At 64.0% G+C, this 20,316-nt stretch carries 14 protein-coding genes and 1 pseudogene; 11 read left to right on the top strand and 4 right to left on the bottom strand.

The window, feature by feature from the left end:
- Positions 1 to 15 precede the first annotated feature (15 nt).
- Together IPM18_09945 and IPM18_09940 are read right to left on the bottom strand one after the other, a co-directional pair.
- Positions 16 to 2,193 carry a hypothetical protein gene (locus IPM18_09945; GenBank protein MBK9119904.1) on the bottom strand — a complete coding sequence of 726 codons (2,178 nt, stop codon included), beginning with the start codon at positions 2,191 to 2,193 and terminating at the stop codon, positions 16 to 18.
- A 128-nt stretch (positions 2,194 to 2,321) separates the two neighbouring features.
- Positions 2,322 to 3,857 carry a SpoVR family protein gene (locus IPM18_09940; GenBank protein ID MBK9119903.1) on the bottom strand — a complete coding sequence of 512 codons (1,536 nt, stop codon included), beginning with the start codon at positions 3,855 to 3,857 and terminating at the stop codon, positions 2,322 to 2,324.
- A 146-nt stretch (positions 3,858 to 4,003) separates the two neighbouring features.
- Here IPM18_09940 and IPM18_09935 point away from each other — a divergent pair, with 146 nt between their 5' ends.
- Both IPM18_09935 and IPM18_09930 read left to right on the top strand, forming a co-directional pair.
- A complete protein-coding gene (locus tag IPM18_09935) occupies positions 4,004 to 4,531 on the top strand; it encodes a hypothetical protein (protein ID MBK9119902.1) in 528 nt (175 codons plus the stop codon).
- A gap of 74 nt (positions 4,532 to 4,605) precedes the next feature.
- On the top strand, positions 4,606 to 6,147 hold the full coding sequence (locus tag IPM18_09930; GenBank protein ID MBK9119901.1) for a glycosyltransferase family 39 protein: 1,542 nt from the start codon (positions 4,606 to 4,608) through the stop codon (positions 6,145 to 6,147).
- Positions 6,148 to 6,283: 136 nt separating this feature from the next.
- Here the strand turns inward: IPM18_09930 and IPM18_09925 are convergent, their stop codons facing one another.
- Positions 6,284 to 7,075 (bottom strand): ABC transporter ATP-binding protein, encoded by a 792-nt coding sequence (locus IPM18_09925; GenBank protein MBK9119900.1) that lies wholly within the window; start codon positions 7,073 to 7,075, stop codon positions 6,284 to 6,286.
- A complete protein-coding gene (locus IPM18_09920; protein MBK9119899.1) occupies positions 7,072 to 7,959 on the bottom strand; it encodes a hypothetical protein in 888 nt (295 codons plus the stop codon). Before IPM18_09920 ends, IPM18_09925 begins: the two co-directional genes overlap by 4 nt.
- 255 nt (positions 7,960 to 8,214) lie before the next feature.
- Here IPM18_09920 and IPM18_09915 point away from each other — a divergent pair, with 255 nt between their 5' ends.
- The 9 genes and pseudogenes from IPM18_09915 to IPM18_09875 all read left to right on the top strand — a co-directional run bounded on the left by IPM18_09915 (position 8,215) and on the right by IPM18_09875 (position 20,308).
- Positions 8,215 to 8,886 (top strand): cytochrome c3 family protein, encoded by a 672-nt coding sequence (locus IPM18_09915; GenBank protein ID MBK9119898.1) that lies wholly within the window; start codon positions 8,215 to 8,217, stop codon positions 8,884 to 8,886.
- Between the two features lie 92 nt (positions 8,887 to 8,978).
- Complete coding sequence (locus tag IPM18_09910; GenBank protein MBK9119897.1) at positions 8,979 to 12,095, top strand: TAT-variant-translocated molybdopterin oxidoreductase; 3,117 nt, start codon at positions 8,979 to 8,981, stop codon at positions 12,093 to 12,095.
- A gap of 44 nt (positions 12,096 to 12,139) precedes the next feature.
- Positions 12,140 to 13,609, top strand: coding sequence for a polysulfide reductase NrfD (gene nrfD, locus IPM18_09905; GenBank protein MBK9119896.1), 1,470 nt, complete (start codon positions 12,140 to 12,142; stop codon positions 13,607 to 13,609).
- Positions 13,606 to 14,892 carry a DUF3341 domain-containing protein gene (locus IPM18_09900; protein ID MBK9119895.1) on the top strand — a complete coding sequence of 429 codons (1,287 nt, stop codon included), beginning with the start codon at positions 13,606 to 13,608 and terminating at the stop codon, positions 14,890 to 14,892. Before nrfD ends, IPM18_09900 begins: the two co-directional genes overlap by 4 nt.
- A 3-nt stretch (positions 14,893 to 14,895) precedes the next feature.
- Entirely contained in the window at positions 14,896 to 16,128 is a 1,233-nt protein-coding gene (locus tag IPM18_09895) for a quinol:cytochrome C oxidoreductase (protein ID MBK9119894.1), read from the top strand.
- Positions 16,121 to 16,543 carry a hypothetical protein gene (locus IPM18_09890; GenBank protein MBK9119893.1) on the top strand — a complete coding sequence of 141 codons (423 nt, stop codon included), beginning with the start codon at positions 16,121 to 16,123 and terminating at the stop codon, positions 16,541 to 16,543. The genes IPM18_09895 and IPM18_09890 overlap by 8 nt, the downstream gene beginning before the upstream one ends.
- Positions 16,540 to 17,448, top strand: a complete 909-nt coding sequence (locus IPM18_09885) for an SCO family protein (protein ID MBK9119892.1) — start codon at positions 16,540 to 16,542, stop codon at positions 17,446 to 17,448. The genes IPM18_09890 and IPM18_09885 overlap by 4 nt, the downstream gene beginning before the upstream one ends.
- Before the next feature lie 68 nt (positions 17,449 to 17,516).
- Positions 17,517 to 18,452: pseudogene (gene coxB, locus IPM18_09880) on the top strand (cytochrome c oxidase subunit II).
- Between the two features lie 170 nt (positions 18,453 to 18,622).
- Positions 18,623 to 20,308 carry a cbb3-type cytochrome c oxidase subunit I gene (locus IPM18_09875; protein MBK9119891.1) on the top strand — a complete coding sequence of 562 codons (1,686 nt, stop codon included), beginning with the start codon at positions 18,623 to 18,625 and terminating at the stop codon, positions 20,306 to 20,308.
- Positions 20,309 to 20,316 lie beyond the last annotated feature (8 nt).

Below are 20,316 nucleotides of genomic sequence, written 5' to 3'. Positions count from 1 at the left end.
GCACTGCCGCCGGAATCACCACTTCCAGACGAGTTTCGGCGCGCGGCCAGTCGGCTCGATCCGCCGGCCATCCGGCAGGCGCATGGGACGCCGCGGCCCCTTGTGGCTGAAGAGCGTTAACTTGCCCGGACCGGCCGCGGTCAGCTCGATGGGTTCATCCGGCGTTCCGCCCAGCGGCAGCCGCACCAGTGCACGGGTCGAACAATGCAAGTATGGTTTTCCGCCGCGCGTGACGCGCAGCTCGTCGCCCAGTGCGATATCGAACGTGCTGCCGCCAAGCCGCACGTTGCGCAATTCCGCAGCGGGGTACTCCAGCGAGCCGAACCGCAGGTAACCCGACGGTTCAACGTCCACCAGCTCCTGCAACGCGATGAACGCCAGCAGGCCGCCCCAGTGGTAAAGCCGGGCGGCGTTCCAGACGTCGGCCCCTTCACCGGTGTCGGCGTTGTAGTTCTCGTAGACGCCACCGTCCTTCCGCCATTCGCGCATGAACATCTCGCAGCTCCGGCGGGCGAGTTCGGCCGCCTCCGCATCAAAGCGATAGCGACGCAGCCCTTCGGCCACGAGGAAGTTGAACGGACCCCAGATGCGACCGCGCCAGTAGTCGTTGTCGGCGTAGGCCGGATCACTCCGGCTGATGGAAGGCAGGACGTATGGCCCCCAGAACTCCCGTTCGTTCAGCAGGTGCTCGCGTACCATGCGTGCGGCGCGGTCGGGCGTGGCGACGCCGGCCAGCAGCGGGAAGAAAGATGTCGGGGACCAGCGGTCGGAGAAGCGACCGTCCCAGTGGCGGTTGCAGTACAGGCCGTGCTGCTCGTCCCAGAGGTGTTCGTTGATGCGCTGCGTAATGCGGGCGTACTCGGCGCGGTAGTGCGCGGCCTCGGCCCGGTGTCCAAGGAATTCGGCGATGCGCGCCAGGCCGTCGCAGTCCAGCGCGAAGTAGCTGCTGAGCGCAACATCATCGAGTTGCAGGCAGCAGCTCTCGGCGTCGAAGTCCACGCCGTCGAACATGGGTGAGTTGTCAAGACCGGATTCGTACATCGCGGACTGCCGCGTGTGCTGGAGCTTGTTGTTGTAAGGCACCAACTGCGGGAACTCGTAGGGCACATCGTTCGAACCCCAGGACAGCAACCCGCTGCCGTTGCCGTCGCGGTGCTTGAACCAGTAGCCATGCCAGCGCGCGAGGCGCGGGTAGATGCGACTGAGCCAGGCGCGATCCGGGGAGGCGCACTGCGTCTTCCAGATGAGGTAGCTGCCGAGCGGGGGCATGGAGCGGTCACGCGAGGCGGCTCCGTGGGCCATGTAGTAATTCGGGACGTGACCGAGTTCGTCGATCGCGGCGACGACCGACTCAAAGTTCAGCCGGGCGAGTTCCGGCGCTTCGTAGGACATGAAGGTGCCGACCAGGAATGTATCCCAGCAGAAAACCAGGACGCCGCGCCAGTCGTAGCACCAGTCGCGACTGACCGGCGAGGAGACGAGACCGCGCCGCGTGTCGTACAGCGTGTTCCAGCAGATGGCCTGCATCATCGCGCCGGGGGCTTCGGCGAGGGCGCCACCACCGGTCAGCGCGCTCTTCTGGAGAACGGCCACCGTCCCGGCGCCTTTGCTCGCAGACGCCCCGGGCGGCTTCACGAAGATCGTGGCGGCAGCACCGGGTTCACCAATCGCATAGGGCTCGGCGACGTTGACGTAGTACCGGAGCGGCCATTGGCAGCCCTTGAAGCGTACCTCGCAACCGGCAAAGCGGCCGTGATTCGGCTTCAGGCGTTCGGGGGTCTCACCAACGGGTGCCAGAAACTGGAAGACAATCCGCTGGGACGATGGCACGCGTGGCGTGACGGTCAGTTCAAGGGTGCCGTTGCGATCAAGGGCCTCGGCGGTGTACTCGCTCTCACCGGCCTTGAAGTTGAGGACAGCGGGCAGGCCGAGGGGAGCATGTGGGCCTAAACGGGTGACATGCTCCCAGCGGAACTGCTCGTACAGACGCCCAATCTTGCGATGCTCGGGATCGGGCGGCGGTTTGGGAGCCGGAACCGTTTCATCCCAGATGGAAAATTGCACCACGACGATGGTGCGGCCCGCCTTCAGGTACACCAAGCGGTTGAAACCCTGAAAATCCCAGGTATTCCAGCCGGTGGGCTGGTGACGGTACGGCGCGGGGGGGGTCTGCGAACTGCGCGACGCGGCCATGCGGATCCTTTCACAAAACGGGCTTTGGTCGTGGAGGGTAATCGCGCCCGGTGGTGGTGGAAAGGGGCCGCCCGGGCGTGTCAGAAGCCGACGGCGGTGCGCCGACGGTGTGGGGGCGGGGCCGGCGATCAGACGATGTGGGTATGGGCGGGCTTGGGCAAGTCCGCGGTGATCTTCTGGTGCTTGACCTCCTCTTCCGAGAGGCAGGAAAAAAGTATCATGTCGTCCTTGATGCGGGCCTGGAGATGGACGGGGCGGCGCCAGATCAACTGGATGGAGCGCAGGCACTCGCTGGCGTACTTCATGTCAAGATCCACCCCGATGTGTTTGTGCGCAAGGTACAGCTCGCCGCGGTTCGCGTAGTTGCCATCCACCACGTAGATATAGGGCTGGCCGTGATTGGTCAGCATGAAGAGCATCGTCTGCTTGATCGTGTTGAAGTCACGGTTCACGACCACCATCCGGCCGGTCGTCGGGTCGCGGCGGTAGTGGTACAGCTTGTAACGGTCGACGAACTCGGGCGTCAGGAACTCGTCGATGAAGGTGACGTCGTTGTGGATGCGGCGCACCTCGAAAATCTTATCGCGGCCCTGATTGAGCTGGGTGTCCCAGGTGCGGCGCCGCTCGATGGAGTCGCACTCCTCAAATTCCTTGCCGAAGCGGCCACGGTTCCAGCGATCCTGGATGTCGCGGAAGAGTTCGATGCCGAGCTTGTAGGGATTCAACCGGCCCGGGGAGGTGGCCAGTGTCCCGGAGTGATGATCCGCGTAGGTGATCAACTCGTGATCGCGCAGGTGGTAGCGGGTCATCATCCGCGAGTGCCAGAAACTCGCCCAGCCCTCGTTCATGATCTTGGTCATGCCCTGCGGGGCGAAATAGTAGGCCTCATCGCGGATAATCGAGAGGCAGTCGCCCTCCCAGTCTTCGAGGGGGGCATGGCGCAGCAGAAAGCCCAGCACGTCGCGCTGTGGGTCGGCGGGAAAGGCCTTCCGACGGGCCTGGGCGGCCTTTTCCTCGGCCTCACGCTCGGCCTGGAGCCGCTCGGGGGGATTGATGTAGCGATCCATGTACGGCTTGGCAGGAAAGCGCACACCGCGTTCGACCTGCTCGCGGAGGGTCGGGCGGCTCGGGCGGCGCGGCCCCTCCGATCGTTTCATGAAGGGCAGGTGTGGATCGATCAGGTTGTCGAGCGTCAGGCAGATGTCGAGCCAGCGCTCCACGCGCTCATAGCCCTGGCGGTCGATGTGGCGGTAGATGCGCGTGGCGTGGTTCGCCATCCCGTCCATCATCTTGCGGTTGGTCTTGCTGAACCAGATGTTATTCTTGAAGAAGTCGCAGTGGCCGTAGACGTGTGCCATGACGAGCTTCTGATCGACGAACTCGTTGTCGGAGAGCAGGTAGGCGTAACAGGGGTCATTGTTAATGACCATCTCGTAAATGCGGCCGAGACCGTAGGCGTGCTGTTTGCGAAGGCGCTCGTAGTCCATGCCGAAACGCCAGTGGGGGTAGCGCTGCGGGAAGCCGCCATAAGCTGCGATCTGGTTGATCTGGTCAAAATCGATGATCTCGAAGATCGTGTCGAAGAAGTCGAGTCCCTCGGCCCGCGCCACATCTTCGATGATGCGGCGCTGTTCCTCCAGTTCGGGCGGAAAGGGCTTGAGCACTACGAACTCCTCTGGACTCGAACCTGCGGATCGTCCGAAAATTCTATCGTCGTTTTCCTCCGCCCGCTTCCGCAACCACGGTACACTAATCGAACTGGGCGGAATTCGTGCCCGCCGCGTGTCCGCAGCCGCCAGGAACCAACCCCATGAACGCACCCGTTCAAGAGCATCCCCCGCTCGGCACCCCACCGGCGGCCGACCGTGCCGCCAAACGCAAGGGTCCTCCGGCCTGGGGTGTGCTGCTGTTCCTGGGCCTGCTCGCGGGCTTCGTGCTGCTCAACCAGTGGATCAGCACCGGTGGGCCGGAACTCCCGTGGTTCGAGGGTACGCTGGAGCAGGCCCAGGAGCAGGCCCGGCAGACGAACAAACGGATCTTCCTCTACCTCTTCAAGCCGACCGATCCGCTTCATCAGCGCAACGAGCTGCATCTTTTCAACCAGCGTTGGGTACGCGAGCCCCTCGAAACGGCGATTCGCGTCAAGATCGCCGTGCAACCCGGCGACCTCCTGTCATCGCGGTTCAATCTCGGCGACTCCCCCCTGTTGCTGCTTCTCAATGCCGACGGTGAAGTGGTCACGCGCACAGACGGCCTTGTCGATGAGCGACAATTCATGACCTACATCGGACGGCCGCTCACCGATTTTGACCGTCAGAAGCAGCAGGTCGTGCCGTGACAGCCGGTATCCGGTCCGTGCTACAAAGGTGCGGCAGGCAACCAGAACTACTCCCCGGGACTGTTCGGCCGGCCATGCGGCAGGCGACGCGCTTCGGCGGGTCAGTCGGGCTTGTGTTCCTATTGCTTTACACGCTGACCGCCAGTCCCGGCGCCGAATGGCAGGATCCCGGGCTGCATCAATACCGCATCCTTACCGGGGAGCTGTTTCACCCCTTCGGTCTCGCGCTCTCGCACCCACTGCATTATTGGTTAGGACGCGCAGCGCTCCAGATTCCGGGCGTCCATCCGATGCACGCGCTGAACTTGCTGTCGGCCGTGTTCGGCGCGGTTGGGGCAGGGCTACTCGCGGGACTGCTCGTCCGCCTGACGGCGAGCCCACTCGCAGCACTTTGCGGAACCTTCGCGATGGGGCTGGCGCATGCGTACTGGCAGATGTCGGCGGTCACGGAGACCTACACCATTGCCGCGGCCCTGTTGATTCTTGAGTGGTTGCTGCTGCTCCGCTTTGCTCGGACCCAACAGGCGGGATGGCTGGCGGCGGTGTTCCTGGTGAACGGACTGCACGTCGCGGATCACATGCTGGGGGTGCTCTCACTCGCGACCTACGGGATCCTGTTGCTCGAAAGAATTGCCCGTGGGCGCATCGCGTGGCACTGGCTGTTGACCTGTGGTGTGACCTGGGCCGCCGGGGCAGCCCCCTACCTCTGGATGATCCTTGCGGAGGCGAGTCGGACCGGCGAGGTGCTGCTCACCCTGCGATCGGCCGTGTTCGGGGGGACGGCTGAGCACCCTGGCTGGGGTGATCGGGTGCTGAACTTCGGCTTCACCAGCGGACACGTGCGCATCGTTGCACTCACCTTCGGCTACTGTTTTCCATCGCTCGCCGCGCTGCTTGCCGTTGTCGGGCTGGTGCAATGGCGGCAGGGTTGGCGCAAGCGTTACGCTGCGGTGCTGATCCCGCAGAGTGCGCTGATTGCGTTGTTCGTAGCGCGATACAACATCGTGGACCTTTACACCTATTTCGTGCCGGTCGCGGCGTTGCTTGGACTGTGGAGCGGCATCGGGGCGCATGTTGTCCTGCGGTGGAGTCGGCGACACGGTTGCGCACCGGCGACGGCGGTTGCGCTCGTGATCAGCGCGCTGTTGCCGCCGATCGTCTATGCCGTGTTTCCCCGAATAGCCGAGCAGCGCGGCCTGCTGCGAGCGGCGCTGCGCGACATCCCCTACCGTGACGAGTACGCACATTTTTTCCGGCCATGGCGTCTCGGGGATATGTCGGCAAGTACGTTCGCCCGAGCGACACTCGCGGCCGCCGAGCCGGCGGGCTGGATTGTGGGTGACACCACGACCATCTTTCCGGTCGCCAACACGCAACACCTGGGCGGCGCGGCACCGGCGGTGCGCATCTTCTGGGGATTGACGGAACTGGGGAGAGACGGATTCCCGAGCGTGACGGTGGAGGCCTGGCAGGCACACCTTGCCGCGGGTGGGAGGGTCATCGCCATACCATCGGCGGACGTTGAGCAAATCGTGGCAGCGCCACTTTACATCGAGAGGAGTGCACCGTTCTGGGAAATCCGGCTGGCGGGGAACAGCACAGAGCGGGGAGAGTGAGCCCAAGGGAATGCGCTTGATGTGATCCCAGTACCTTCCCATCCTCGCCGGGAAGGTTGGGTGGGTTGAGAATCTGTAGAATCAAGGCAATTTCCCGAGTACTCCCCAAAGACGCGCGGAAGCATTGGGAGAACTGCTACGCAGGAGAGCCATGGGCGGGGTCACCGTTCGGACGGGCCTCGTCCGTGGTTTCGTCGGTGAGGCGAAGGAAGATGTCCTCGAGCCGACCATCCATCTGCGACTGGTAGCGAAGTTCTGACAGCGTACCGAGCGCGAGCAACCGACCGTGGTGGATGATACCGATGCGGTCCGCCGACTGTTCCGCCACATCGAGCGTATGCGTGCTCATGAAGACGGTGCCACCGCGGTCCGCCAGGGCACGGAACAGATCACGGGTCGTGCGGGCAGTGCGAGGATCGAGGCCCACCATCGGCTCATCGACGATCAGGACACGTGGAGCATGGATCAGGGCCGCCACCAGGGCAACTTTCTGCTTCATGCCGTGGCTATAGGTCTCGCAGAGTGAATCGATGAAGCCGTCGAGTGTGAATTGCCTCCGCAGCTCGGTCAGCCGTTCCTCGGCCTCGTCCACGGGCACGCCGTACATCTCCCATGTGAACCGGATAAACTCACGACCGGTCAGCTTGTCATAAATGAAGGGCTGGTCCGGCACGTAGGCGATGTGATGCTTAGCGGCCTCGGGCGTACGTCCGAGGTCGTAACCGCATACCTCGACCGAACCGCGGTCGGGACGCAGGAGACCGGTTGTCGCCTTGAGCGTGGTGGTCTTGCCGGCGCCGTTCAAGCCGAGGAAAGCGAAGACTTCACCCGCGTACAGCGCCAGCGAGAGGTCCGCGACCGCGACATTGGTCCCGTACGATTTGGTCATCTCGCGGATGCGAACCGTGACTTCCCGGGCAACACTCATCGCTGCTCCGCATGCCGCCCCCGCCTGCGGTGCGGCCGGGTGTCCTCTGCAATGTTCGAGGTGGCGCGAATGCGAGCTTCCTCGTCATACTCCTCATCCAGCAATTCGAGGCGGCCCAGCAGGGGAACGCGCACCACCTGCCGCAGCACGGTACCGTCCATCCCGACGTAGGCCGTGGCCCCGCCACCCTCGACCACAAACACATCCACGGTCCGGCCGCCATGCTCAATCCGCGCTTCACCCGTCACCTGTACCAGCACCGATTCGAGCCCCAGGGTACGGCCCTCGAGCTGCGGCAGGACATGTTTCAGCGGATTCAGCAGCTCCAGCCGCCAGCTCTGCCCCACGTACAATTCCGGCAAACGGTCGAACGGCCGAATGACATCGCCCAACGCCGCAGGCGCGGTGGTATCCAGCGTGATGCTGCCGGACTGAGGGCCCACCTTCCACAGGATCGGGAACTCGCCGGTGGGCATGGTCTCGCCGCGCAATTCGATCGGCATGCCGAGTCCGAACACCTGGAAACTGAGCTCGTCCACAACGCGTACGCCGACCTTGTGGGTGACCTCGGTCTCGATACGGGCCGGCGGGCTCGTCACTCCACCCGGTAGCGCCACCGGCCGAAGCTGCGTCGTCGTCGAAGTAATGACGATGTCGGCCGAGACCGGCCTGCGGCTGCGGGTCCAGCTTCGCCCAACCAGCCGCCCGCGCTCGTCGAAAATGCCCACCTGCGCCAGCCGCTCTTCACCCGGTTGCAGCGTGTAGGCATCCGCCCGGGGCGGATCGGTGGCGAACCAGTCTGGGAGCACATCGCGCTGAAAGATCGCCGCGTTGGCGAGCAGCATCAGCGCGGCAGACGATATTCCGACCCAACGGTTCAACATGGCACGCGATTGTATCGCTACTCTTGTCGCTCGTACTACTTGACAAGAACCCCGCGGAACCGCGATAAATGCCGTTCCGTTGCAGAGGGCTCGGTGCAGCGGAAATACCTTGGCGCAGGTCCGGTTTCGACCGGGTTTCAGTGCTTGCAAAACCTGTTCGTGAAACTGCTGCGGCTTGATTCCGCGGCACCGTGTGCGGACCATCACGCAGGTTGCAGCGGCGAAACGAAAGGGAGTCGCTCCATCGCCACGTACATGTTTCCAAAGTGGTTCAATCGTATTCGCTGGGTAGTGCTTGGCGTCGTGCTCCTCGCGCCGGCCTACGCGGCCGGGATCGTGACGTTCGGCTTCTCGACCGAAGCGACGGATGTCGGCTACGCTCCGGTGCAACCGATCCCCTTCAGCCACAAACTGCACGCGGGTGAACTCGGCATGGATTGCCGCTACTGTCATTCCACAGTCGAGCAGGCGGCACACGCCGCGATTCCCCCCACCCAAACCTGCATCAACTGCCACTCTACTCAACACGGCATCGGCCAGACCAGTCCCAAACTGGCCCTGCTGCGACAGGCGTACTATGAGACCGGTCTGCCCATTCCGTGGGTGCGAGTGCATGATCTGCCGGACTACGCGTACTTCGACCACTCCGCCCATGTGAATCGCGGTGTCGGCTGCGTGGAGTGCCACGGACGTGTTGACCGCATGGAAGTGGTTTACCAGGCGAAGCCGCTCAGCATGAGCTGGTGCCTGGACTGTCACCGCAATCCAGGACCGCGACTGCGTGATCTGGACGAAATCGCGGCGACCGACATGGAGTGGCGGCCACCCTCCGGCGCGGCGGGACAGGAACTGGCTCGCCGGCTGATCGACAAGTACAACATTCGCGATCTGGAATACATGCAAAACTGCTCTGTTTGCCACCGCTGAGCGACCGGAGTCGCACTGCTGACAACTTATGATTCGTCCGGCTGCGGCCGGTGACTCGCGGCCGACCCGGCCGTCTCCAAACGGGCGAGAACATGCCTGCTGTTACGCGAAATGACACTCCCGGCTACTGGCGCAGTCTCGATGAGTTGGCGGATACCCCCGAGTTCCGGCAGTTTGTCGAGGCGGAGTTCCCGGGCCTGGCGCCTGAACTCAAGGCCTCGACGAGCCGTCGCCGGTTCCTGCAGGTCATGGGCGCTTCATTTGCACTGGCGGGACTTACCGGGTGCCGATGGCCCAAAGAACTGATCGTCCCCGCCACACAGCAGCCCGTTAACCGAATTCCGGGCGAACCGGTGGAGTATGCCACCGCGCTGGAACTGGACGGCGTGGCCACCGGCTTGCTCGCGACGAGCTACGACGGCCGGCCGGTCAAGGTCGACGGGAATGACAAGCACCCGTTCAGCCGCGGGCGGAGCAACACGTTTCAGCAGGCCAGCATCCTGTCGCTGTACGACCCGGATCGAAGCACGCGGCTGGTGGAAAGGCGCTTGCGGGGCAGTAATGTGGATGCCATCACCCGTTCCTGGCGCGAATTTACCGGAGCGGTTGGACCACATTTTCAGGCGCTGCGCGGCGCGGGGGCCGGCATGTTCGTGCTGGCGACTCACTCCCCAGCCCCGACCTTCAGCCGGTTGCGGCGTGAGTTTACCGCCGCGTTTCCAGAGGCCCGTTGGGTGGAGTACCAGCCGCTCGCGCGGGATCATGAGATTGACGGCGCGATACTCGCGTTCGGAAGGCCGCTGCGGGCCATTCACCACCTGGAGCGCGCCGCCGTCATCGTTTCGCTGGACGCGGATTTCCTCGTCAGGCATCCGGCATCCGTGCGGTATGCAGCCGACTTCGCCGAGGGGCGGCACGCCACGGATGGGCGGATGAGCCGCTTGTGGAGCTTCGAGACTACGAACAGTGTCACGGGCTCCGTCGCCGATGAGCGCGTTCCGCTGCGGCCCAGCGAGATCGAAGCCCTGGCGCGGCACCTGCATCATGTCATCGCAGATGGCCCAGCGCCGGAGGTGAAACTGCCGCTCTCACCGGCCCGGTTCGACGATCTCGTGGCGGACCTGCGCAGCCACCAAGGTAGGGCCGTTGTCCTCGTTGGTACTGGCCAGCCGGGGGCGGTGCATGCCGTCGCACATGCGCTCAATACCAAGCTGGATGCGACCGGCAAGACGGTCACCTACGTGCCCGAACCCGCCCCGCCGAACATGGCCGCTGCGTGGGAAGAACTCGCATCCAAGGTCATCGCACGGGAAGTCGGAACTCTGCTGATCCTCGGCGGCAATCCGCTCGCGGATGCGCCGGCAACCCCACAGTTCCGCGAGCTTTTCCTCCAGATCCCGCTTTCGATCCACCTCAGTTTGTACGACAACGAAACCTCGCAGGCCTGTGCGTGGCACTTGCCCGAACTGCACTACCTCGAAGCGTGGGCGGATGCCCGGGCTTGGGATGGTACGGCCAGCATCGTGCAGCCGCTGATCGCACCCTTGTTCGAGGGGCGCAGCGAAGCCGGCCGTACGCCCGCGGAAGTTCTCGCCATGCTGCTGGGCTTGCCGGAGAACCGCGGACACGATCTGGTGCGCACGACATTTCGGAGTGAGCTTGCCGCGGGCGCGGCCGATTCCGAGGAGGCCTGGCGGGAGGCGCTGCACGATGGCGTAGTGGCGAACAGCGGCTGGATTACGGAAACACCGGCACTGCGGTCCTTTGAATTGCCGGCGCCCGGCCGGATGACCGACGGCTTCGAGCTCGCCTTTTGCGCCGACTACAGTGTGCATGACGGCCGCTTCGCCAACAACAGTTGGCTGCAGGAGTGGCCTGATCCAATCACGAAACTCACTTGGGACAACGCCGCCCTGATCGCACCGGCGGATGCCGCGACGATGGGGCTGCGGCGTAATGGCGAAGTGGTGCGCGTGCTGGTGGGCGGCCGCGAGCTGGAAATCGCTGCATACATCCTGCCCGGACATGCCGTCGGGGCTGTGACCCTGCCACTGGGTTACGGTCGCGGAGCGGGCGCCGGGGCGGTGGCGGAGGGCGTCGGCTTCGACACCTTCCGGCTGCGGTCAGCGCTTAGCCAGTACAGTATCGGTGGCGCGCGACTTGAACCGGCCGGGCGGCTGCACAAACTGGTTGGCACCCAGGATCACCACGCGATCCGGTCCGCCGTGGGCGACAAGGAGATTCAGCGGCGCATTCCGGAACTGTTCCGCGAGGCGACCCTGAAACACTACCAGTCACACCCCGATTTCGCCGCGCATGTGGTGCATCTGCCGCAACTCGAATCGCTTTGGCAGGAACGTGCATACAACGATCACAAGTGGGGGATGACGATCGACCTGTCGGCGTGCATCGGTTGCGGAACATGCGTGGTCGCGTGCCAGGCGGAGAACAACATCCCCGTCGTGGGCAAGGATGAAGTGGCGATGGGGCGGGAGATGCACTGGATTCGCGTGGACCGCTATTTCCAGGGAGAACCCACCGCACCGAACGTGCGCGTCGTGCACCAGCCGGTGGCGTGTGTGCACTGTGAGAATGCGCCGTGCGAGCAGGTCTGCCCGGTGGCGGCGACGGTGCACGACACCGAGGGGCTGAACGTGATGGTCTACAACCGCTGCATCGGCACGCGGTACTGCTCCAACAACTGCCCCTACAAGGTCCGCCGCTTCAATTGGTTCTACAACCATCACGGCCCGCATCATCCGCGGTCGCAGGGCACGACGGAGCGCTCCACCAAGGGTGGCGTGAACATCTTCCCCGGCGAGCTGAAGAAGCAACCCGTGAGCGACCTGGAGAAGATGGTTTTCAACCCGGAAGTGACCGTCCGAACACGCGGCGTCATGGAGAAGTGCACCTACTGCACCCAGCGGATCACACGGGCAAAAATCAAGATGAAAAACCGCCACGGGTGGTCACGCATTCCAGATGGGCTGATCACGCCCGCCTGTGCGCAGGCCTGCCCGACCGGGGCCATTGTCTTCGGCGATCTGAACGACCCTGAGAGCCGCGTGGCCAAACTCCAGACGCACAGCCGCTCGTACGGTTTACTGGCGGAACTGAACACCAAGCCCCGCACGACGTACCTGGCGCGGCTGCGCAACCCTGTGCATGAGCCGGCCACCGGATACGGCGACGTCCAGGAGCACACCTGAGCGCAACGCGGACAGGTCGCATAGACTGAGGTTCCAGGTGAACGATGGCAGCAATCAGCGGCGAATTTGACAACACCCGCGAGATCCCCGGGCAGCGGCCTGTGCTGATCACCGGCGGGCACGACTACACCACCCTGACGGAAGTCGCCGTCGGGCCGTGGGAGGCGCCGCATCCGCCGCGCGCGTGGTACATCGCGTTCATCATCTCGGTGTCGCTCCTGGCCGTGCTCGGTGGCGCGATCGGCTACCTCGCCGTCAACGGCGTGGGTGTCTGGGGCGTGAACAACCCCACGAGTTGGGGTCTCGCAATTGTCAACTTCGTCTTCTGGGTCGGCATCGGCCACGCCGGCACCCTGATCTCGGCGATCCTGTTCCTGTTCCGCCAGAAGTGGCGCACCAGCATCAACCGGTTCGCCGAAGCCATGACGATCTTCGCGGTCATGTGTGCGGGTATCTTCCCCGGGATTCACGTCGGCCGGATGTGGCTGGCCTACTGGCTGGCACCCGTGCCCAACCAGATGGGCATGTGGCCGCAGTTTCGCAGCCCGCTGCTGTGGGACGTGTTCGCGGTGAGCACGTACGCGACGGTCTCGCTGCTGTTCTGGTACGTGGGCATGATTCCAGACCTGGCGACGCTGCGAGATCGAGCCAAGAGCCGGATGGGGCAGTTCTTCTACGGCCTGTTTGCCCTCGGCTGGACGGGCTCCTCACGGCACTGGCATCGCTTCGAGCGGGCCTACCTGCTGCTGGCCGCCCTGGCGACGCCGCTGGTCCTGAGCGTGCATTCGGTCGTGAGTTTCGACTTTGCGGTTTCGCAGCTTCCCGGCTGGCATACGACGATTTTCCCCCCGTACTTCGTGGCGGGGGCGATCTTCGGCGGCTTCGCGATGGTGGTGACGCTGGCCATCCCGGCGCGGGAACTGTTCGGCCTCAAGAACATCATCACCAAGCGGCACCTGGAGAACTGCTGCAAGATCATCCTCGTGACCGGCCTGATCGTGGGCTACGCGTACCTGATGGAGAAGTTCATCGCCTGGTATGGCGGCAACAAGTACGAGGAGTACATCTTCAAGACCCGCGCGCTGGGCGCGTACGCCTGGGCCTACTGGACGATGATCACGTGCAACGTGATCCTGCCACAGCTCTTCTGGTTCAAGTGGGCGCGGCAGAACCTGGTCGTGATGTTCTGCATCGTGATGGCCGTGAACATCGGGATGTGGTTCGAGCGCTTCGTGATCGTGGTGACGTCGCTCTCCGAGGACTTCCTGCCGGCGAACTGGCATTACTACTGGCCGACGCTGATCGACTGGCTGACACTGGCCGGCAGCTTCGGGCTGTTCTTCACCCTGTTCCTGCTCTTCTGCCGGTTTCTGCCGATGGTCGCGATGGCCGAAGTGAAGACGATCATGCCACACGCCGACCCGCACCCACACGCACCCGGCCATGTGCCGACGACGCGGTCGTTCGACTACAACCCGGATGAATACGACGGCCCGCAGGAGGATAAGCGGTGAGCACGCCCGCCCCCCAGGTCGGCCCCCCCACCGGACCGCGCCCCCTGCGCGCCTTGCTGGTCGAGTTCGAATCGCCTGGCGCCTTGCTGGGTGCGGCGGAAAAGGTGCGCGACGCCGGCTACCGGAAGTGGGACACCTTCTCGCCGTTCCCGGTGCATGGGATCGACGAGGCGATGGGCATCCGCATGACACGGCTGCCCTGGATCGTCTTTGCCCTGGGCGCGTTCGGCTGTCTGAATGGGCTGCTGTTGGCGTGGTACACGAACGCAACGAGTCCGGACCTCTTCGCGTGGCTCAATCTGCCGGCCTTTCTGCAGGGCTACAACTACCTCGTCAGCGGCAAACCCGAGTTCAGTCTTCCGGCGAATATCCCGGTCATCTTCGAGACGACGGTGCTGCTGGCGGCCTTCGGGGCGGTTTTCGGCATGTTCGCTCTGAACAACCTGCCGTGGCACCACAACCCGCTCTTTGGCTCGGCCCGCTTCCGCCGCGTGACGAACGACCGGTTTTTCCTGGCGATCGAAACGGCCGATCCGAAGTTTCACGAGCAGAAAACGGTACAACTGCTGCAAAGTCTCGGCGGCACCGCCCCGGAGCGCATCGAGGAGCTGCCCGGACCCACGAGCTTTCCCAAGGTGTTCCAGGTGGTGGGACTGTTCATTCTGACGCTGCTGCTGATTCCGCCGCTGGTGGTTGCGAAGGCGCGCGTCTCACGTTCGACCGAGCCGCGCATCCACATCATCCAGGACATGGACAATCAGGAGCGCTTCAAGAGCCAGCAGCTCAACACCTTCTTCGCTGACCAGCGGGCCAGCCGCGGCATCGTGACCGGTACGATCGCCCGGGGCGATCTGGACGGCGGCCGATACTTTCTGACCGGGCGCATCGGGGCCGATTTCGGAACCGGCTTCCCGGCAGAGGTCGCCGTGGATCTGGCATTCCTGGAGCGCGGGCAGCAACGTTTTATGATTTACTGTGCCCCCTGCCACGGAATCGACGGCCGAGGCGAGGGCATCGTCCACGCCCGGGCCCAGAAACTCGACACGAACTCGTGGGTGCAGCCCACCTCGATGCTCATGGAGACGGTGGTCGCGCGGCCCGATGGCCACCTGTACAACACGATCGCGAACGGCATACGTTCGATGCCCCCGTACGGCGACCAGATCCCACCAGCCGACCGCTGGGCGATCGTCGCCTACGTCCGCGCCTTGCAGCGGGCCGAAGCCGGTTCCCCGGATGATCTGACGCCCGAGCAGCGCGAAGCCCTGCGGATTCAGAGGTAGCCGATGGCGCACGCGAATTCTTCTGCGACCGTGATGGATGTGCGAACGCTGCCCGGCGGCGCGGGTGGCGTCCTGCGCGGTGCGGCCGTGGTTGGGCTGCTGGGCGTGGCGGTGGGTGTCGTGTTCGGCGTGCTCGATGGCTGGACGGTCTTCTTCCGCTCGTACCTGCTGAATTTCAGCTTCGTGCTGAGTCTGGCGCTCGGTGCGCTGTTCTTCGTCATGCTCCAGCACCTGACCCGCGCGGGCTGGAGCGTATCGGTGCGCCGCCTGGCCGAGTTGATCATGAACACGATGCCGGTGCTGGCGGTGCTGGCGATTCCGCTGGCGGTGCCGGTGCTGCTGCACATGGAGGGGGTGTACGAGTGGGCCAACGCCGAGCACGTCTCGAAGGACGCCCTGCTGCAGCACAAGGCGACCTACCTGAACGCACCGTTCTTCATCATCCGCATGATCGTGTACTTCGCGTCGTTCGTGCTGCTGGCGCGCTTCTTCTTCCGCACCTCGGTCGCTCAGGACCAGAGCGGCGACGTGGCCCTGACGCGGAAGATGGAGCGGGTCAGCGCCTGGGGGATGCTGGTCTACGCGATGACGGTGACGTTCTTCTCGTTCGACGCACTGATGTCGCTCAACCCGCACTGGTTCAGCACGATCTTCGGCGTGTATTACTTCTCGGGCTCCGTGGTGGCCTTCTTTGCCCTGTTGGCGGTGGTCGTGTACTGGGTGCAGCGGGCGGGCCTGCTGACCCGGTCGATCACGACCGAGCATTACCATGACATCGGCAAGCTGGCTTTCGGCTTCGTGGTGTTCTGGGCCTACATCGCCTTCTCTCAGTACCTGCTGATCTGGTACGCCAACATCCCCGAGGAGACCGTCTGGTACCGACCGCGGCAGGGTGACACGTGGTGGATCGGCGTCAGTCTCGTACTGCTGTTCGGCCACTTCGTGGCCCCGTTCCTGCTCTTCATGTCGCGCTACCCAAAGCGGCGGGTCGGCACATTGATGCTGTTTGGCCTGTGGCTGCTCGCGATGCATTGGCTCGATCTCTACTATCTCGTCATGCCGCGGCCGATGGGGGCCGAGTCCCCCACCAGCCCGCTGCACGTGTCCGACTTCGCCCTGCTGGTGGGGCTGGGCGGACTGTTCGTCTGTGCGATGGTTCGACCGATGGGCCGCGTCTCCCTCCTGCCGGAACGCGATCCACGATTGCATGAGGCCTTGTCGTTTACCAATGTCTGAACACGCTCACAATCCCAAAGGTCACGGGGCCGAGACCCCGGATCCGAGTGCCGGCACCACGCTGTGGGTGGGGCTGATCGGCACCGTGCTGCTGCTGGCGATCGTATTGTTCGCCCAGTATCTCTACCTCCACGCCCAGCGACTGGAGGACGAGGACAAGCTCTACGCCCGGCAGCCGCGTGAGATCCTCGATCTGCGGGCCCGCCAGAGCGAGACACTCTTCCAACCCCGCTGGCTCGACGAGGAGGCCGGCCGGGTGCGGATCCCCATCACGCAGGCCATGGCCGCCTACGCAAAAGAAGTGAAAGACGATCCCGGCCCCCGGCTCCCACCTAAGATCGAGACGTCGGTTGGGCCGGAGGGAGCAGGTGCCGCGCTCAAAGCGCCGGAGACGCAGCCATCCGATACCGAATGATCACCGTGCCGATGCTCGCGTGGGCGCTATGGGCCGCTGGGGCGGGTGCGCCGCTGCTTGCGCAAACGCCGCCGGCGGACGTCGCGCCAACCGAGCCGCCCACCGCCACAACGGAAGAACCGGGTGATCCGCGCTGGCTGGCGCCGGATCGGACCATGCCGCTACCCGAGGTCTTTGTCGGTGTCGGAGTCACGGAGCACACCGGTGCGCAATTGCCGCTGGACCTCCCTTTCCGAGATCACACCGGCAAACTTGTGAAGCTGGGTGATTACTTCGATGGGAAGCGCCCCGTCATACTGACACTGAACTATTATCGCTGCCCGCAGCTCTGCACACTGCAACTCAACAGCATGGTGGATACGCTCCGGGATTTGGACTGGCAGCCCGGGCAGCAGTACCGCATCCTGACGATCAGCTTTGACCCGCTCGAACCACCGGAACTCGCGGCCGCCAAGCGCCGCTCTTACCTGGACTACTTCAATCGGCCGGAAGCGGTGGAGGGCTGGCATTTTCTGGTCGGTCGCAAACAGAGCATTGACCCGGTGCTGGAGACGACCGGCTTCGGTGTGCGTTTTGACCCGTCGAGCGGTGAATGGGCGCATGCCGCCGCGCTGATCCTCTGCACACCGGATGGACGGATTTCCCGCTACCTCGTGAACGTGACGTATGAGCCGCGGACCGTGCGTCTTTCGCTGGTGGAGGCGTCGGAAGGCAAGGTCGGGTCGCCGCTCGACCACATCATGCTGTTCTGCTTCCACTTCGATGGCGAGGGGTATGCGTTGTCCGCTTTTCGCGTGGCGCAGGTGGGCGGCGGGATGACGGCCGTGTCCTTGGGGATTTTTCTGACCGTGCTCTGGTGGCGGGAACGCCGCCGCCGGGCCAAGGTGGTGATGGCGGACCTATGACCGACTGGCTGGGCAACATGCTGGCGACCACGCCGGCGCTACGGCAGATGCGCATCGCGCCGGAGGACATGGAGCGGACGCTCTGGATGCCTCCGCAGGCCTCGTCGGTCGCGCCGGTGGTCGACAACATCTTCTACTTCATCCTGGGCGTCTCGATCTTCTTCTTCGTGCTGATCGTGGCTGCCATGGTCTACTTCATCTGGCGCTACCGGATGCGCTCGCCGGGGGCCCCCGCCACGGGGCGGGCAACGCACAACACCGCGCTGGAACTGACCTGGTCGATCATTCCGCTGATCCTCGTGGTGATCATGTTCTACGCCGGCTTCAAGGGATTCGTCTCCATGATGACGCCCGCGGCCGACGGCATGGATATCCGCGTACGGGCCTACAAATGGGGCTGGGAATTCAACTACCCCGGTGGACACTCCGACAGTGACCTGCACATTCCGAAGGGTCAGCCGATCCGGCTGACGCTCGAATCCGCCGACGTCATTCACAGCTTCTGGGTTCCGGCCTTCCGCATCAAGCGGGATGCGGTGCCCGGCCGCTACAACCGCATTCATTTCGAGGCGACGGAGCCCGGCGATTACCTGGCCCTGTGCGCGGAATACTGCGGCACAAGTCACTCAACCATGCTGGCGATGGTACGGGTGTATGACTCCCACGACGCCTGGCTGGCTTGGCTGACGCGCGCCTCGGACCCGTTCGGGGACCAGCGCTACCAGACCTACGCCGACATCGGCCGTTTGCTGTACACGCGCCGCTGTGCCACCTGCCACTCGGTGGACGGCTCGGGTGGGACCGGGCCCACCTTCAAGGGGCTGTACGAGTCTCAGCGTCAATTCACGGACGGCACGACGGCCATCGCCGACGACAACTACATCCGCGAATCGATCCTGTACCCGCAGCGGAAAATCGTCCAGGGCTACGCGGGTGTCATGTCCGCGTTCCCGACGCTTTCCGACCGCGACATCACCGCCCTGATCGAGTTCATCAAGGAAGTCAGCGGCCGTACTGCGTTGCCGCTGCCCGGGCGTGATGGCGCGTCGGAGGAGGCGCCCCCCACGGAGTCGGAAGAGGCCCCCGCGGAGGCCGGACCGGATACGGCGGCGGCCTACCCGGCGTCGCCGGCCGACGGGGTGGCAACGCAGACGTACAACCGACAGGTGTTGCCATGAGTGCGATGGATCCCGGCATCGGCCGCGTGGACGGCGACAACTACCTGAACCGTACGAGCGGGATACTGTCCTGGCTGCTCACGATCGATCACAAGCGGATCGGCGTGATGTACCTGGTGGCGATCCTCGGCGCGTTCTTCCTGGGTGGGGTGTTCGCAATCCTGGTGCGGACGGAGTTGCTGTCGCCCGAGCGCGTGATCGTCGACGCGGACTACTACAACAAGCTTTTCACCCTGCACGGCGCGGTGATGACCTTCCTCGTGATCATCCCCGGCATTCCGGCGGCGCTCGGGAACTTCGTCCTGCCGATCATGCTGGGGGCCAAGGACCTGGCGTTTCCAAAGATCAACCTGGCCAGTTTCCACCTGTGGGTGCTGGGCGCAGTGCTGGCCGTCGTCTCGATCGTCATGGGCAGTGTGGATACGGGCTGGACGTTCTACGTGCCCTACGCGACTACGACGACGATCGGCGGTGGTGTGCTGCCGATCCTGATCGGCGTATTCGTCCTGGGATTCAGCTCGATCTTCACGGGGCTGAACTTCATCGTCACGATTCACAAGCTGCGGCCGCCGGGGATGACGTGGTTTCGGCTACCGCTGTTCCTCTGGGCGCTGTATGCGACGGCGGTGATCCAGATCCTGGCGACCCCCGTACTGGCGATCACCGTGCTGCTGCTGATGGTGGAGTACGGGTTGAACATCGGCATCTTCAACCCGGCGATGGGCGGGGACCCGGTGCTGTACCAGCACTTCTTCTGGTTCTACTCGCACCCGGCCGTGTACATCATGATCCTGCCGGCCATGGGCGTGGTAAGCGAGATCATCTCGATCTTCAGCCGGAAGCACATCTTCGGCTATACCTTCATCGCTTTCAGCAGCATCGCGATCGCGATCTTCGGCTTCTTCGTGTGGGGGCACCACATGTTCGTCAGCGGGCAGTCGACGATGCTGACCGCGATTTTCAGTCTGCTCACGTACAGTGTTTCGATTCCGTCCGCGGTGAAGGTCTTCAACTGGCTGGCGACGATGCACGGCGGCTCGATCTCTTTGCGGACGCCGATGTTGTACGCGCTGGCGTTCATCTTCATCTTCGGCATCGGCGGGCTGACGGGGCTGTTCCTCGGTGCACTGGCGACCGACGTGCACCTGCACGACTCCTACTTCGTGGTGGCGCACTTCCACTACGTGATGATGGGCAGCACGCTGCTGGCGATGATTGCCGGCATCCACCACTGGTGGCCGAAGATGACCGGGCGGATGTACAACGAGACGGCGGGCATCATCGCCTGGGCGCTGGTGTTCATCGGCACGAACCTGACGTTCTTCCCGCAGTTCTTCCTCGGCACGCACGGCATGCCGCGGCGGTACTACCACTACCAGCCGGAGTTCCAGTTCCTGCACATCCTTTCGTCGGTGGGCTCCTACCTGATGGCAGCGGGTTTCGTCCTGACAGCCATCTACCTGCTACACTCCCTGTTCGAAGGGCGGCGGGCACCGGCGAACCCGTGGGGTGGCGCGACGCTGGACTGGCAGTGCAGTTCGCCGCCACCGACCGAGAATTTCGCGTCGACACCAACGGTCGGTGACCCCTACGACTACGACGATATCCAGTACGACCCCCAGATCGACGGCTATGTAAAAACGGCCCGACTGCCGGGAAAGACTGCCCGCGGCGGTCATTGAGCAAGAAC

The organism is Phycisphaerales bacterium, from assembly GCA_016716475.1.
GTDB lineage: Bacteria > Planctomycetota > Phycisphaerae > UBA1845 > Fen-1342 > JADJWG01.
Note: the sequence above shows the minus strand (reverse complement) of the source record. Positions and strands in the feature narration are given on the sequence as shown.